This is a genomic window from Pauljensenia sp. UMB6358 (assembly GCF_030216865.1).
GTDB lineage: Bacteria > Actinomycetota > Actinomycetes > Actinomycetales > Actinomycetaceae > Pauljensenia > Pauljensenia turicensis_A.
This window is the reverse complement of the sequence record NZ_JASOMS010000003.1, coordinates 62,663-77,987: the sequence shown is the minus strand read 5'-3', so window position 1 is coordinate 77,987 and position 15,325 is coordinate 62,663. Positions and strand designations below refer to the sequence as shown.

Below are 15,325 nucleotides of genomic sequence, written 5' to 3'. Positions count from 1 at the left end.
AAATAACTTAGTGGGTGGCGCGCTTTGCTTGTCGGTAAAAGTACCGGGTTGCTTGCGGTGGGCGTTTTGGTCCTTGGAGGGCGATTTGGATCGAGGGGGCGCTGTGGTTGCTGGGGGGTGATTTGGTTTGGGCGTTTATGAAGTGAGGAGGTGAGGGGTGGCATTTTCACCCTCCCGGTACAAAATTACCCTCCCGCAACGTACCTTATGTATTTTGAGCGCGAAGGCGGTGTGGTGCCTCATTTAGTTTGAGCGCGAAATAGATTGTTGGCATGAATGATGGAGTCTGCTGAAGCTTTGGTTGAGTCCATGACCTCATGATTCCCGGGTAGGGGTCGTGCTGGAAGGATGGCAATCGTGCCGAAGAAGTTTTCTGATGAGTTCAAGCGAGATGCCGTGGCGATGGTCGCATCGGGCATGTCTCAGAAGCAGGTGTGTAGGGATCTGGGTATCTCGAAGACCGCGCTACAGACATGGGTGCGAGACGACCGGTTCCGTTCGCATGGGATGACTCCGTCGTCTGATCCGGACGAGCGTCGCGAAATGGCAGTGGCTGCGCGGCGGATCCGGGAGTTGGAGATGGAGAACGAGGTGCTCCGGCGGGCTGTGGCATATCTGTCGCAGGCGCATATCACGCCCACAAAATACTGTTCCCGCTCGTCCGTGAGATGGCCGTGGCCGACGCCCCTGTTAGGGTGCCGGTCGCGGTGGCGTGCCGGGTGCGGGGGTTCGCCGAGCAGGCGTATTACAAGTGGCTCAAAGCGCCTGTCTCGGCGCGTGAGGCCGAGGAGGTGCATCTGATCGGGGTGCTGCGCCAGCTGCACGAGGATGCCTCTGAGGGCGGCTACCGGGTCCTCGCCGACGACATCGCCGACCTCAGCTACCAGCTCAGCGATCGGCGTGTGTGGCGGCTGTGTCATGTCGCGGGAATCTGCTCGACGATCACGACCCGCGAACGTCGGTATCGGAAAGCGGGTCCGCCCGTGCACGACGATCTCGTCAACCGTCAGTTCACGGCTGAGGGCCCAAACCGGCTGTGGCTGACGGACATAACGGAACATTGGACGTCGGAGGGGAAGCTGTATCTCTGTGCGATCAAGGACGTCTGGAACAACAAGATCGTCGGTTACTCGATCGACTCGAGGATGAAGGCCCACCTGGCCGTGCATGCGCTGGAGATGGCTGTCGCGCCCCAGGGCAAACGGGAAGGCGTCATCGTGCACTCCGACCGCGGATCTCAATTCCGATCCCGGAAATTCCGCAAGGCCTTGAAGCGACACGGCCTGACCGGCTCGATGGGACGCGTCGGCGCATGCGGTGATAACGTCGCGATGGAGAGCTTCTTCAGTCTGCTGCAGAAGAACGTCCTCGACCGACAGCGCTGGCCCAGCCGGCTCGAACTGCGTCTCGCGATTGTGCAATGGATCGAAGGGATCTACCACCGCAAGAGACGTCAACGCCGACTCGGGAAACTGACTCCCATCGAGTTCGAGGCCATAATGAAAGACACCGTCACCCTGGCGGCATAAACCCCGGACTCAACCAAAGCTTCAGCAGACCCAGGTGCGAAGCCGGGCGACAAGATCACGGTTCCAGTAGTTGTAACATACCCGGATGGTTCGACCGACAAGGTTGAAGTAACCGTTATCGTCGGAGAACCTGACCCTGCTGATAATGGCAAGGACTCGGATAAGTATCAGCCTGAATACCCTAATACCACTGGCAAGGTAAATGACAAGACTGAGATTCCTTTGAAGCCCGGCGACCTGCCAGCAGACACTAAGTGTGAGGTTGATCCAAGTAGCGTGCCGTCAGGCTGGAAGGCTTCTGTGGATAAAAACTGCACTTTGACAGTCGCAACTTTGATAGGAAGCACGCTTGGAATTGCACCAGGCTTTATCGCTCCGCAACCAGCTGTCGCAGCAACACTTAGCGGTGGCATCCGCGACAAAATCGGCGCAGTTGAGATGGACGCACAGCAGGTGTCCGACCTGCCAGCCGGTTCGTGTGCTGTTGAAGAGTACGACGCCCCTCGCCACAGCCAGGCTGGTTTTACCTGGAAGACCTCGGAGACTCGAGGATGGAACTTCTCAATTGTTAAACGTCTGACTGGCGGGATCCGTGGCGAAGGTGCCTTTCCGAATTTGATCTCGGTATATCGCATATTGCGAAACCTTGCGCTCTTGGGATCATGAATCCGGACTTCGTTGACGATCCGACGATCCACTCCAGCGCGCGGATCCTCTACCTCAACTATGTCTCCCTCATAGATTTGGGGTATCAACTGCGACATACCCGGATTCAGGTTGAATATGCGCTTCAGCAGAAAAGCGCTTTTCGTCATCGGTGCCTTCGGCATGGATAACAGTTACAGACTCGTGGCCGAATGTACGAAAACATAGGAGGGATGGGACTGTGGACGAAAAGTTGTTTGTTGAAGAGATGACCACAAGATCTGGGGTTGTATTCTCTCGACAGAGCGAAGACTTACCAGATTTTCTAACTACGAACCCACAAGCAGAAATCCAGATTGCTGCTACGATTCCATGGGAAAAAGTGTCCTTCGTAGTTGTTAATGATTATGAAACAAAGCAATCTTTGTTGCAATCCGGAATACACAGGAATGTCTACGCCAAGTGGGAAGTCAACAATGATTCATCTTTAAATGTATTTAAGTACCCCAGTTATTGGCGAGCATGGGTGGACGCTGCGGGGGATTTGCATGGCTAAGAGACCAGTCTTTCTTGTTTTGGACCGCCTGCCGTACGTTGATGAGCGGGAGACTGAATTTACGTTCCACCCCGGTTTTTCGATACAACAAAAGCAGCGTTCGATTGCTAGCCTGCATGATTCTTTTCATCTGTTGGAACCAGATCATGCGGTTTTGGAAGTCTCATCTAAAAGTCCTGACAGCCTGGGTGTTGAATTGAGCGCATTTAATCTAAGGATCCATCATCCAGGCTACGGCGAGTATTCAGTTGAATCGGCATTTCAAGCTTCGAAGGTATTTTTACGAGGTGGGCCTTTTGCTGACTTATTTGAGGTCTCAAGCCGTGAGTCAAAAAGCGATCCCCGCTTGAAGGATAGTGGTCAATTGATCGGCTTTCGTTTTTTCTCGCGGGATTTCCCGTTAGAGCCAAAAACTTACTTTTACGACTGGTTATACGCATCTGCTCTGATTCGTAAACCTGATTTGCTTTCAGCAGTCGTCAAGTATGATGCCTTTACTGACATCGAGTTTAATCCGAACAAATCAATTAACTGCCAGGCGCGATCGGTTGCTAAGGCTGTTGGCCTGTGGAGGCAGAATCTGCTGGCTCAAGCCCTATCTTCCCCGGAGATTTTTCTGGAAATAGGCTACGGGCAGAAAGGTTCGGACAGCGGTGTTCCAAGGAAGCCCGAAGGAGTGCAGGTTCAAGATTTTCTTTTCTGACCTGAGCTGAACCCAATAAATGTCGTTCAACTAATCTCATAGAACACGATAGCTCTATAGTCGGTTGGGATGTTTTGCACCCACCTGTTTGGTTTTGCACCCACCTCTGGCGGTCGTGCACCCACCTAGTGCCTAAATGCACCCACCTACACTTCCGTATCCCTTTCAACGTGAAGGCAACAACCAGTCGGACTACTTCGCAGTCCGGGTTTTGTTTTGGCTGGGAGTCAGCGATACTTGCCCTTCGAAATCGCGGGGAGAGTAAGGAGTTTTTGCGCAACTTCCGTGGTAGTAACAAGAGCAGTTGGGATCCCTGAACGACACACGGCGTGGATTGCTTCTGTCTTTTGTGTTCCGCCAGCAACCATCAGGACGTTAGGGACCTTCAAGATTTGCTCGACGGTTATGGAAATACGGCGATCGTTCAGGGAGAGATTGAGGTAGTTGCCGTCGGCATCAAAGAAAACGCCAGTGGAATCGGCCACCGCACCACGCTGATCCAAGACTTCAATGTCGCTCTGAGGAAGCACTTGCTCAAGCTGGGTGACGCGAGAATCCCAAGCGCCGACAGATAAGACTGCGATGTCAATGTCATCGAAGAGCTCAAGGATGCGAGCAACAGCTGGTTCTTTCCTCTGAACCTTCGCCGTTTCAGCTGAAGAACTGAACAGGGGAGCGATAAGCATTCGCCCTTCAACGCCAGATTGCTGACTGATCTGTCCGATCAAAGTGATTGGAGACTTTGAAGGATCGTCACCAATTACTCCTGTAATTTGAACAAACTCTGATGGGGGAAGAGGCCCAAGATAACGGGCGATAGGCATCAAAGTACGACCCCAAGAGAAACCGATGCGGTCGTTCGGTCGAATATTTGTGGAGAGATACTTGGCTGCTTGACGCGCCAGAGTATCTCTTTCGGTTACAACATTTCGGTTAGCTTCAACAAGACAGACATGGTCAAGATGGAGATGGCGAGCAAGAAGCTGAGCTAGCTCATCAATGTTGACGCCAACGTTTGAGATTTCGATTCTGACCATGCCAATGGCGCGGGCTTTTTCGAGCAGGCGGGCAACGCGAAAACGCGAAATGCCAAACTCATTTCCGATCTGCATTTTACTGACATCGTCAAAGTAGAAGCGGCGCGCGATTGCTTCCATGAGTTCAGATTGAGTGAGCTCGGTAGATCCTTGGCGAGGCTGACTGGGGGTGTACATGTTGCAACTCCATAATGCTCAAGCGAGGGAGGACTCCGAATCGCCTTGATATTACTACCAGTATTATCATGTAGCGCTCATTTGAGCGCCGTTTAGGTAGTTGCGTACTCATATGATTGGTGTTAATTTAACCGTATTCGAGCACAACGCGGTGCTCAAGTGAGCAAAGGGAAGTTATGTCGCCTCGAAGAAGACGAATGCCTCAGGAACTTGGCGTTTTCGTTGTTGTTATTTTGGTAGCAGCAGTGATGGGGATTCTTTCACCGGAGTTTCGTACCGCTAGCAACCTTTCAGTGTTGCTTCTTAACGGCTCTGTGGTTACATTCCTTGCTATCGGTCAGGCATGCGTGCTTCTTACCGGTGGCATCGACTTGTCGGTTGGTTCGAACATTGCTTTGACCGGTGTTATTGCAGCAATTGCAATGCACGCCGGTGCGCCATGGTGGGCCGGAGCCCTCGTCGCCATCGTTGTGGGCATCGCAGTCGGTGTCTTCAACGGTGTCATGGTCCACTACGGAAAGCTCCCGCCGTTCATCGTCACCTTCGCAACCTTCGGTATTTCTGCGTCAATCCCGAACATTCTGACTCAGGCCAAGTCGGTGACCATTACCGAGCCGCTCTTCGCGGTCTTCGGTCGTGGCAAGATCTTCTCCGTCCCGGTCCCGATCATCATGGTCATTATCGCGGCACTGGTTATCAGCTACTTCTTGCGTCACACCGCAACAGGTCTTCACATCTACGCAGTTGGTGGCAACCGTGAAACTGCACGTCTTGCCGGCATCAATATCGCGAAGACCACGATTCTGGTCTACGTCATCTCCGGTGTGTGCGCAGCATTTGGTGGCATCATTACGGCTTCTCGTTTGATGGTTGGGTATCCGACAGCAGGCTCGGGCACCGAGCAGTTCTACTCGATTGCATCGGCAGTTGTTGGTGGCGTCAGCCTCTTCGGCGGCGTCGGCACGATTCTCGGTGCATTCATCGGTGCGCTTTTGATCGCTACCGTTTCGAACGGCATGAACGTTATCGGCGTCGACTCTTACTGGCAGCCACTCGTCATCGGCGTGATCATTCTTGGTGGTGTCCTGCTTGATACCAACAAGGCTGGCCTGAACACCCTGACTTCTCGCTTAAAACTAAGAAAAGAAAGCTCAAAGGCTGATACTTCTCAGCCGACCCCATCCCACTGACTTGTTTCAGCAATCGGCTGAAATAACAGAACGTCTCTTCACGCAGAGAACACAACAAGGAGGACAATGATGTCTATTCGCAAGAAGCTTGGTACTACCGCAGTTGTCACTGCAGCAGTACTCACTCTTGGCGCATGTGGTGGTATCGATACGGGCACGGGGAGCAACACCCCAGCCAGTGGCAATGCAGCAGGCTCGGGTGCATCGGCAACTCTGCCGGAATCGTGCTCGTCAGACAATCCGACGATTGCAGTTCTGCTTCCGAACCAGACCAACCCTTACTACGTTGCAATGAAGGAAGGGTTTGAAACCGCTGGAACTGACAACGGCTTCACTGCTGAAGTTCAGATTGCAGACGACGACGATGCGCAGCAGCTCGCTCAGGCAGAAGCTGCACTGCAGAAGAAGCCGTGTGCGCTGGCACTGAACCCCGTGAAGTCCGAGCCGGCAGCAGCAATTGTTCGCGCCGCGAATGACGCTGGTGTCCCCGTATTCACCGTCAACATTATTGTTAACGAAGATGCTCTGAAGGCACAGAACGCAACGGTCATCCAGTACCTGGGTGCAGATAACAAGCAGGGGGGCATTGACACCGCAAAGGTTGTCCTTGAAGACATGGGCACCGACACTGCTCTGAACATTGGTCTGGTCACCGAACCCGATGAGGTTCCGGTTGTTATTCGTGACGAAGGCTTCCAGGAAGCGATCGCCGAGAACCCGAACGCAAAGGTCGTTGCCACTGTTGACGGCAACGTGAAGGTCACCGACTCCCTGGACGTCACCGCAGCAATGCTACAGGGCAACCCGGATATGAATGTCATCTTCGCTTCGACTGGCCCGGCAGCACAGGGCGCGATTGAAGCCGTCAAGGCTTCGGGTCGCGACGTGAAGGTCTACGGCTTCTGCGCACCTGAAATCACGACCACCGATGCATACCCGGCATGTGTGGCACAGGAACCTGCTGACTACGGTAAGCGCGTTGTTGAGCAGATCGCTGCATACGTGAAGGGCGAGACGGTTGAGTCCGAGATTCTCCGTCCGCTGAAGATGTTCCGCAATGGTGAAACCCCTGCAGCTGGAGAGGTTGGCTGAACAACATGGCAATGAAGGACATGCCCAGGGGCGCTGGAAGCTTCGAGGCTAGTGAAATCACAAAGGACTATTCTGGGGTACCTGTGCTCCTGGGTGTGTCCCTCACATTGCACCCCGGTGAGATTGTCGGCCTTGTTGGCCATAACGGTGCAGGCAAGTCGACGCTCTTGAAAGTTTTGTCTGGAGCGCACAAGCAGTCTGGTGGCACGCTTCGTATCAACGGGCAACGCGTTGATTTTGCTTCCCCCTCGGAAGCCATTGATTCAGGCGTCTCGACCGTCTACCAGGAACTGTCACTGCTTCCTAACCTGACGGTTGCCCAGAACGTATGGCTTGGGCGTGAGCCTCGTCGCGCCCCATTTTCTCTCGACCAGGCAAAGATGAAGAAGGGTGCTCAAGAACTCGTAGATGAGTTCGGCATCGACGTTGACGTGGATCGTTTGGTTGGTTCCTACCCGGTCGCAGTTCGTCAGCTATTAGAAATTGCGATTGCCTCAAGTCGTGAAACAAAGTACCTGCTGCTTGACGAGCCGACGACGGCACTTGAAGGTGACCAGGTTACGGAGCTCTTGGCTTATATCCGCAAGATCGCAAGTGAACGTGGCATTGGTGTATTGATAATCAACCACAAGCTTGACGAACTCTACGGAGTTGCAGATCGTATCGTTGCCTTAATGAACGGCAAAGTTCTGCTTGACTCCTCAGTTGAGAGCATTGATCGTCACGCTGTTGTTGCCGCAATTGCTGGCGCAGATCACGCAGAGCGTGTCGAAGTTCAGCGTGAAAAGACCAGCGATCATCCCGTTAAGATGACGGTTGAAAACCTCAAAGGACACCTGTTGAACGGTGTTTCCTTCGAAGCACGTTCTTCGGAGATCCTCGGCATCTACGGCCTTGGCGGTTCTGGACGCTCAGAGTGCCTGCGTGCAATCGCAGGTATTGATCCGGCTACATCCGGTGCGATTGTGATGCCCGATGGTGAGCGTTTTCTGCCGAAGACTCCACGTGAATCGATGAAGCATCGAATCGCATTCTTGACCGAAGAACGCAAGCAAGATGGCATTGTTCCCCAAATGAACAGCTATTTGAACGCTTCGCTTCCGGTTCTTAAGAAGTTCTCCTCTTTCTCATACCTGAACAACAAGAAGCTGGTTGAATCCACGGACGAGCTACTTGAATCAACAGGTATTAAAGGTGACCCGCAGTCGCCGATTACTTCCTTGTCTGGTGGCAACCAGCAGAAGGTGATTATTGCCCGCGCATTGATGCAGGATCCGGAGATCCTGTTGCTCGATGAGCCCAGTAAAGGCGTTGATATCGGCGCAAAGTCCGATATCCATACTCTTTTGCGGAAACTTGCCCACGAAGACGATCGCACGGTCGTCATGGTTTCTTCCGAAGAAGAAGAGATCTTGGACGTTGCAGATCGCGTGCTCGTCTTTGTTGGGGGACAGGTTGTGGCCGGTCCTCTGGATGCTGCGGAACTGGATATCGCAACACTTCGTACGTTGGCATGGCACGAAAGCGATGACGACGCTACGAACCAAACCTCACACGTATATTTAGCTGAAGGTGAATAAACAATGACCCTGACCGTTTCAATGACTGACGAAGAGCTTATCGTCTTTGGACGCAACGAAGCGAGTAGCGAGCTGAGCGCTATCGGCAAGGTTGCCGACCAATTCACAGATTCTTTCGTCGAAACAGTCCACCTGCTCGCAGAGTGCACTGGAAAGGTTATCGTAACCGGTAGCGGAACCTCGTCCACGATTGCACGACGCCTGGCCCACCTCTTGTCCGTCACCTGCAAGCCCGGCTTGTTCGTTCACGCCATGGATGCTTTGCACGGCACAATGGGCGCCATTGAACCCACGGACGTGCTGATCGCGATTTCGAAGGGCGGCGAGTCCGATGAAATCAATAATCTGTGCAAGCTGGTCCACGACAAGGGAACGAAGCTCATTGGACTAGGGGAGCACCCCGAATCGACCTTTGCCTCTTTGTGTGATGTGTTTGTTCACCTTCACACTGATGAAGGCGGAGACCCCGAAAATGTGATTGCAATGGGGTCAACGTTGCTTGCCGCAGTGTGGGGCGACGCGCTTGTTCGTACCATGATGAAGCTGAATGAATGGGATGTTTCCGAGTCCTTGTCGCTCCATCCCGCGGGATTTGTGGGCAAGAGTGCTGAAGAGATTCTACGCCAGCAGGAATCGAAATGACTAACGATCGCCTGGTCATCGGCATTGATCTTTCTACGCAGTCGTGCACGGTTGAAGCCCGACGCGTTGAGGATTTTGAAGTTGTAGCGCGACAACGCCTGCCGTTGGCGTCTACGACTCCGCCTGTTTCAGAACAGAATGCCGATGACTGGTGGGAGGCGCTTGTTCAGGCTTTCCATCTGATGAAAGCTGATATTGATCTGCAGGCTGTTCGTGCGATTGGTGTCAGCGGTCAGTGTCATGGTCTTGTTCCGCTGGATGGGGACAACCATGTGATTCGTCCTGTGAAGTTGTGGAATGACACAACATCAGCGCCTCAGATTGATGCGCTTATTACTCGATTTGGCGCCGACTATTGGGCGCAGAGGGTTGGTTCTGTCCCGACTGCTGCCTTCACGATCGGTAAGCTCGCATGGCTTATTGAGAATGAGCCGGCCACGATTGCACGCCTACACCGTATTCTGTTGCCTCACGATTACTTGGTTTTCAAGCTGACGGGTGAAGCAGTCACAGATCGTTCGGAAGCTTCTGGCACCGGCTACTTTAATTCGCAGTCGAATTCCTATGATTTCGAATTGCTACGCGGATGCTTCGGCGACGTGTTGACGTGGGAATCATTGTTCCCGCGGGTCGGTCAGCCCAATGATGTGGCTGGAACCGTCCTTCCTGACGTTGCCAACTTGCTGGGGCTACCCACTGATGCGGTTGTAACCGTCGGTGGTGGTGACCAACATATGGCTGCTCTGGGACTTGGAATCAATGACGGTGACGTAGTTTTCAGCTTGGGCACCAGTGGCGTTGTGTACACGTCCAGTAGCGTTCCCGTTACATCTGGAATCGTGGATGGTGTTGCGAACGTTGTGGGTGGCTACTTGCCTCTGGCATGCACGTTGAACTGCACGAAGGTAACGGATTGGGCTGCGCGTCTGCTGGGAGTTTCTGTGCAGGAACTTGATCAGCTGGCATTGGATGCGTATCGCTCCCATGATCCGTTCCCTGTTTTTGCTGCGTACCTTGATGGGGAGCGTTCGCCAGCGTATCCGGGTACGACTGGTGTGATTGCTGGTTTAACCAGTGATATGACTCGTGAGCGGTTTGCGGAGGCGATCTTCGTTGGGGTTATTGCTGGACTACTGCGAGGCTTGGATGCGATTCATCAGTCTGGTGTGTCTACCGATGGGCGTGCGATTGCTGTAGGCGGTGGTGCACGATCGGCTGCCTATACGCAGATCATCGCTGATCTGCTGGGGCGGTCTATCGATGTGATTCGTGAGCCTGAAGCGACAGCACGAGGGGCCTGTATTCAAGCGTTGTCTGCGATTACGACGGGTGACGTGGTCATCGTGGCGCGTGATCAACAGCCGTCAGTTTTGGCAACGGTGAATCCCCAGGGGCACTTGTCTTGGGATGAAGTCCGCGATCGCTACATTTCAGTGTGTGACTACGCGGCTTCAACCGCGCATCTGCGTTCTTGATCAGATGTTTTGAAGCCTTACGCTTCGCCAAAGTAGATCTTTATGCGACTGCGCGTCCTTGGAGGAATAAGTGTATAGGCATTACGCGTTCAATGACGGTGTAGTCAGTCGCCTGGGTTATTGCGTGCGTATTTCTGTAGGTTGTTGCCACGCCTCTTCACGTCTTGCCAATCGGTTGCTACATGGTTGTCGTTAGCCTAAGAAGGTAGGCGCTAAGCATCATGAGATTGTGACTCGTGTGAGGAGCGGCGAAGGGAATCAGATATGTGATGTCCGATATTCACGGGCATCTCGATGCATTAGAAGATCCTCCTGCGCGTATTGGCTTGGGTGCTGACGACCAGTTGTTCTTCTTGGGTGACTACATTGATGGTGGTCTGCAGTCGCTTGAGGTTCTCGAACGGGCGATAGGTTTGGTTGACTCAGCTCCATATCAAGCGATCGCTCTTCCGGGTAATCATGAAGTCGACTTTATTGATTGAGCTCTGGTCTGTGACGACCCGTACACGTGGCCAAATGCGGACAAAGATCCGTTCGAACAAGTGGAAACGCTGGGAGTAATGCTTCGTGATGCGGTTGTCTCGACAACACAGACCATTGCTGAGGTTGCTGGATCAGCTGCCGTTGTTCTACAACTGCTACATTGATTGCGACGTCGAGAAAACGGGGAGGCTCGGAATATTCACCACCTGAGGTGAGCTCTACGAGCTTTTCTCAAGGTGAGCAGTGTACGAATGGAGAGCACCTCAGGAGGACTGATGAGGCTCGAAACCCATCGTGGCTGACGTCGTCACCAGGGATGGTGAACGTACAGACCTTGATACGTCGAATGTCGTCATGACAAGGCATCTCCTTACCGCCGTCATTGTACTGAGCCAACGAGGCCACGGTGTGCCAGAGAGACAATGCGACAGGAGCTTTAGCGCGGCGAATCATAGTGAGAAGCAACGCAAAATTCAGATATTCATTCGCGTAAGCCCCCACATACCAAAGTACGAACAGGCATCTCCTGAGCCCGCTCGTTCACGAAAGCCTTTTCAGCTTGAGACAGCCCAAAGAAATCAGCCAACTGCGAATCAATCACTGGAACTAAAGACCCCCAATCGATGCTCAAATCAGCTGGAGCCTTGCTCACCAAGTTCGGCACATTCGCCCACACCGCGCGCTTGTTATCCTGCGTCACCTTCAAAGACCCAAGAAGAAGCCTCGCGAACTTCGTATGCAAAAACGTCGCTAGTTCTTCAGCTTCCTTACGCGTCCCAAACGCGCCGATAGAAATGAATGACTGCGTATGAGCGAAACCAGGGGGCAACAGAACAGGAGGAGCAAGAACCTCACCCAACTTGCCCGCGCCATTCGACTTCGCCAGCGCAACTTTCCACGCATCCAAATTTGGATGATCGCGCACGTAACGACGATCAATAAACTTCACAAGTCGGCGATTATTCTGCCGGCCAAGCACTCCGATCATTCCTCTGTGGGCAACATCGTGAAAAACCTCAGGCAACACATCGAAACAATTCGTCGTCATATCAAACGAATGCCCCGCAGAAACACGTTCAATCGCCTGCGGATGCTCGACATACAACACCAAAGTGAACCGGTAGCTCTCGGGAGCAAACACAATCTGATCAAGAAAACTGTCAGCGACCGCATGAACTCGAGCAACAATCGAACGCAACTCACGGTCAGGAATGAACGAGCCGATCGGGGGCAAAGAAACGTTCGTATCCCGCAGAGTGACAGCGATCCCGCCCTTCACTTCAGCAGCAGGAAAAACGCGTCGACTATCCGCCTCAAACAAAGACACGCTCACATGCGGGTCTGAAAGAACCTGACGATTCCACTTCTTCGAAGTCTTCCCAGCATTAAATAAGAAGCGAGCCGGCGTTACGAAACACGCCAGAGGAGACACCCTAAACGCAAAATCCATGAAGTCCGGGTAAATCTGACGATCGCTAGTGTCAGCCATCGCCTTCTGATACGGCGGATTGGCGACCGTAACGTCAAAGGAGTCAACAGGAAGAACAACATCCGCCCCAGACGGAGACTTCAACGTCAGCCCATCCATCTGCCAGACGTTTCGGGCAATTGCATGAGCTACTTCGGTCAGTTCGTCTGTGACAAGAGAACGCCCAAGCAGAGCCGATGTTGCTTCATCAAACGAAGCCAGAAGATTCAGGCGCGCAAGCAACAAAGAATCGCCCTGAAGCTCGAATCCGAAGCTCGCCCTCAATGCGCGCAACGCCCAATTAAGCGTTGCGGCCTCGTCACCCAATGAAACGGGAATAGCTGCCAACTTGCGGTCTAAAAACCCAACGCGCCCACCAAGGCCAATCGGTTCGCCCGTCGTAGCGTCATACCGGCTGGTCAAATACGGAGCCTCGCCACACGCGATTTCAAGTACCCGACGATCCACGTAGTTTTCCCACGCTTTGCCAGACACGTCATCGAAGGCGGGGAGCGTTGGTCGGAGCGGACGCAATATGCTGGCAGACGCATCCAGGATCGCATCATCACAAGGCTCGTGGACTCCAGACCACGCATGATCCACGACATCATTTTGAAAGTTCACCAGCCACGCCGGAGTGAAAATCTCAGCGCGTTCTTTCGTCCGAACAGCCTGAGCGTCACGCGCCTTCGTTGTGCGCGGAGTAATCAAGCCAGGATTCGCGTTCAAAACATCAAGGGTGATCTGCTGATCAGCATGGATTCCCAGATCCTCATAGTCTTGGGTCGCCCACACAATATTGCGCGAGAAGACACCAGTATTGCTACCGTCGGCGCCAGCAGGTGTGTCCGCGTCAGTGGAAGTCGCATAATCTCGAAGCAAAAGTGGCAGTAGATCAGCGAAACGCGCGGACAGGTCAAGGGCCTGCGAGCGTTGCATCGGATCACCTCACGAATTGGACGGGACTTCCCTCATAAGGCTACCTTCCGAGATACTGATGCGAACCACCTCTCCGCTTCAGAACGTTGTTGAGAGGAGACATCATGATCCAACGAATGGCCTCGGTCTTCCCCGGAATCTTTCTGCTGATTATCGTTCTTTCTGCTAATTATCGTTGCGACAATATCCAGCGTTGAAAGCGATGTCATTTTTCGGCCACATCCAGCATTGTGAGTGCTCTTGATTGTCTCGCCAGCAGATCTCATCTGGTCTTTAACTTCAATTCGGCAGCTACGACCGAGTACTTCCATGTTGTCACGCGTCGGAACACGCTGGGGCGACCGATTAGTGTTCTTGACGCCAGATTGTGTCTATGTGCGTGACGCGTGTGGCAGTTCTTGCAACTTCGAACGCCAAGGATTTTCAGGGGGCTGGTGTAGAGCTCGTCAATCCTTGGGACTAAGAACAGCTATTTCTGCCAGAGTGTGTGCCCGGCCTCGTCCAGGATGAGGGCGTGAGCGGTTCCGGCCTCGTCGATTGACAAATGGACATCCACGAAGGTGGAATCATCGCCTGGGGCGCATGAGCGGTAGGAGTAGCTCGTGTTAGCGACAGCGACGGTTGTTGTGAGTGCACGGGTCAGCCACGGACGCTTTCTACGTAGCCAGACCAGCGACCTCAATGCCTGGTAGGTTGTGTGCCCAAACCCTAGCAATTCGCCGGGAGATGCGGGCAGGGGAGGACGCACCGCGTCATCGCCGAACTGGCGGTCTTCTTTCACCCCCGTGAAGCCCTGCTCATCGCCGTAGTAGATCGACGGTGTACCACCCAGCGTCATGATGATCGCCTGCGCCACCAGTCCGCCATCGGCGCCAAGCAGAGACGAGATGCGCGTCGTGTCATGATTGCCCACGAACGTCTGCGGAACGAACGTCTCTAAGAATTCGCCGTGGCGTTTCAGCGTCCAATCGAGCTCAAAGAAATTCTTATCCGTGATCGACGACCACATTGCCTTCCACAATTCGTACTGCGTGACCGTATCAACGTGGGCATCCCCAACGAACGCGGGGTAGTCACCGTGAATGACTTCGCCGAGGAAGAAAGTATCGGGGTGCGAGGCCCGGACTCGGTCGCACACGTCTGCCCAGAACTCAGTTGGAACGGAATATGCTGCATCAAGTCGCCACCCATCGATGCCACGGGCACACCAATACTCCATTACCTGCTGAACAAAATCCTTGACGCACGCGTTCGTGTGGTCGAAGCGCACGAGGTCCTGGTTCCCTTCAAAGAACCAGGGGTAGGGGCCACCGTCGGACTCCCAATCAATGTGGAATAGGGGAGCATCAGGGGAATTGGGCGTTCCGAAAACGGGATCCTTGCCGGCTTCAAGAACCGCGCGCAGAGGCTGATACTGGTCGCTGACGTGCGAAAATACGCCATCGAGCATGATGTTCATTCCGTGAGCATGGCATGCCTCAACCAGCGCGTCGAAGTCTTCGACACTGCCCAGACGCGGATCGATACGGAAATAGTCGAGCGTGTCGTATCCGTGCGTCGCCGAATCAAAGATCGGGCCGAGTAGCAGTCCCGTCGCACCAAGCTCGGTGGCATAATCCAACCAGTTGATCAACATTCGCAGGCGCGGGGTTTCTGTCCGATCACCGTCGCGAATCGGCGCGCCACACGCTCCCAGCGGGTACACGTGCCACCATATGGAATCTGCTCCGGGCGTGCGATCAGAGGGTGAAACGCTGTGGGTCATAGGCAAACTGTAGCCCGTGACGCAGGGGAATCGAGGTGGAACAC

At 53.7% G+C, this 15,325-nt stretch carries 13 protein-coding genes and 1 pseudogene; 11 read left to right on the top strand and 3 right to left on the bottom strand.

Features of this window, described 5'->3' with window-relative positions; translation table 11 throughout:
• Nucleotides 1-357: 357 nt before the first annotated feature.
• The 5 genes and pseudogenes from QP381_RS03200 to QP381_RS03185 all read left to right on the top strand — a co-directional run bounded on the left by QP381_RS03200 (nt 358) and on the right by QP381_RS03185 (nt 3,433).
• Nucleotides 358-1,529, top strand: a protein-coding gene (locus QP381_RS03200; protein WP_285067797.1) for an IS3 family transposase whose coding sequence is annotated in 2 segments (ribosomal slippage) — nt 358-634 and nt 634-1,529 — 1,173 coding nt in all. Because the reading frame shifts where the segments join, the coding sequence is not laid out codon by codon here.
• A 33-nt stretch (nt 1,530-1,562) separates the two neighbouring features.
• A pseudogene (locus tag QP381_RS09660) lies at nt 1,563-1,643 on the top strand (Rib/alpha-like domain-containing protein); the annotation flags it as partial.
• A gap of 204 nt (nt 1,644-1,847) precedes the next feature.
• Nucleotides 1,848-2,195, top strand: coding sequence for a hypothetical protein (locus QP381_RS03195; RefSeq protein ID WP_285067796.1), 348 nt, complete (start codon nt 1,848-1,850; stop codon nt 2,193-2,195).
• A 220-nt stretch (nt 2,196-2,415) separates the two neighbouring features.
• Nucleotides 2,416-2,730, top strand: a complete 315-nt coding sequence (locus tag QP381_RS03190; RefSeq protein ID WP_285067795.1) for a hypothetical protein — start codon at nt 2,416-2,418, stop codon at nt 2,728-2,730.
• Nucleotides 2,723-3,433: a DarT1-associated NADAR antitoxin family protein gene (locus QP381_RS03185; RefSeq protein WP_103633592.1), complete on the top strand. Its 711-nt coding sequence runs from the start codon at nt 2,723-2,725 to the stop codon at nt 3,431-3,433. The genes QP381_RS03190 and QP381_RS03185 overlap by 8 nt, the downstream gene beginning before the upstream one ends.
• 227 nt (nt 3,434-3,660) lie before the next feature.
• Here the strand turns inward: QP381_RS03185 and QP381_RS03180 are convergent, their stop codons facing one another.
• Nucleotides 3,661-4,647 carry a sugar-binding transcriptional regulator gene (locus QP381_RS03180; protein WP_285067794.1) on the bottom strand — a complete coding sequence of 329 codons (987 nt, stop codon included), beginning with the start codon at nt 4,645-4,647 and terminating at the stop codon, nt 3,661-3,663.
• A 197-nt stretch (nt 4,648-4,844) separates the two neighbouring features.
• On the opposite strand from QP381_RS03180, the gene QP381_RS03175 reads away from it, so the two are divergent.
• The 6 genes from QP381_RS03175 (at nt 4,845) to QP381_RS03150 (ending at nt 11,108) form a co-directional block, all read left to right on the top strand.
• Nucleotides 4,845-5,837 carry an ABC transporter permease gene (locus QP381_RS03175; RefSeq protein WP_103633594.1) on the top strand — a complete coding sequence of 331 codons (993 nt, stop codon included), beginning with the start codon at nt 4,845-4,847 and terminating at the stop codon, nt 5,835-5,837.
• Nucleotides 5,838-5,903: 66 nt separating this feature from the next.
• Nucleotides 5,904-6,929, top strand: a complete 1,026-nt coding sequence (locus tag QP381_RS03170; protein WP_219811056.1) for a substrate-binding domain-containing protein — start codon at nt 5,904-5,906, stop codon at nt 6,927-6,929.
• Between the two features lie 5 nt (nt 6,930-6,934).
• Complete coding sequence (locus tag QP381_RS03165) at nt 6,935-8,509, top strand: sugar ABC transporter ATP-binding protein (RefSeq protein WP_103633595.1); 1,575 nt, start codon at nt 6,935-6,937, stop codon at nt 8,507-8,509.
• A 3-nt stretch (nt 8,510-8,512) separates the two neighbouring features.
• On the top strand, nt 8,513-9,151 hold the full coding sequence (locus QP381_RS03160; protein WP_101627249.1) for an SIS domain-containing protein: 639 nt from the start codon (nt 8,513-8,515) through the stop codon (nt 9,149-9,151).
• The gene (xylB, locus tag QP381_RS03155; RefSeq protein WP_103633596.1) at nt 9,148-10,626 is read left to right on the top strand and encodes a xylulokinase; all 1,479 of its coding nucleotides are present in this window, start codon (nt 9,148-9,150) and stop codon (nt 10,624-10,626) included. Before QP381_RS03160 ends, xylB begins: the two co-directional genes overlap by 4 nt.
• 269 nt (nt 10,627-10,895) lie before the next feature.
• Nucleotides 10,896-11,108: a metallophosphoesterase gene (locus QP381_RS03150; protein WP_285067792.1), complete on the top strand. Its 213-nt coding sequence runs from the start codon at nt 10,896-10,898 to the stop codon at nt 11,106-11,108.
• A gap of 482 nt (nt 11,109-11,590) precedes the next feature.
• Here QP381_RS03150 and QP381_RS03145 read toward each other — a convergent pair whose 3' ends face one another.
• Together QP381_RS03145 and QP381_RS03140 are read right to left on the bottom strand one after the other, a co-directional pair.
• A complete protein-coding gene (locus tag QP381_RS03145; RefSeq protein ID WP_285067790.1) occupies nt 11,591-13,516 on the bottom strand; it encodes an Eco57I restriction-modification methylase domain-containing protein in 1,926 nt (641 codons plus the stop codon).
• 469 nt (nt 13,517-13,985) lie between these two features.
• A complete protein-coding gene (locus QP381_RS03140) occupies nt 13,986-15,281 on the bottom strand; it encodes an alpha-amylase family protein (RefSeq protein ID WP_219585790.1) in 1,296 nt (431 codons plus the stop codon).
• Nucleotides 15,282-15,325: the final 44 nt, after the last annotated feature.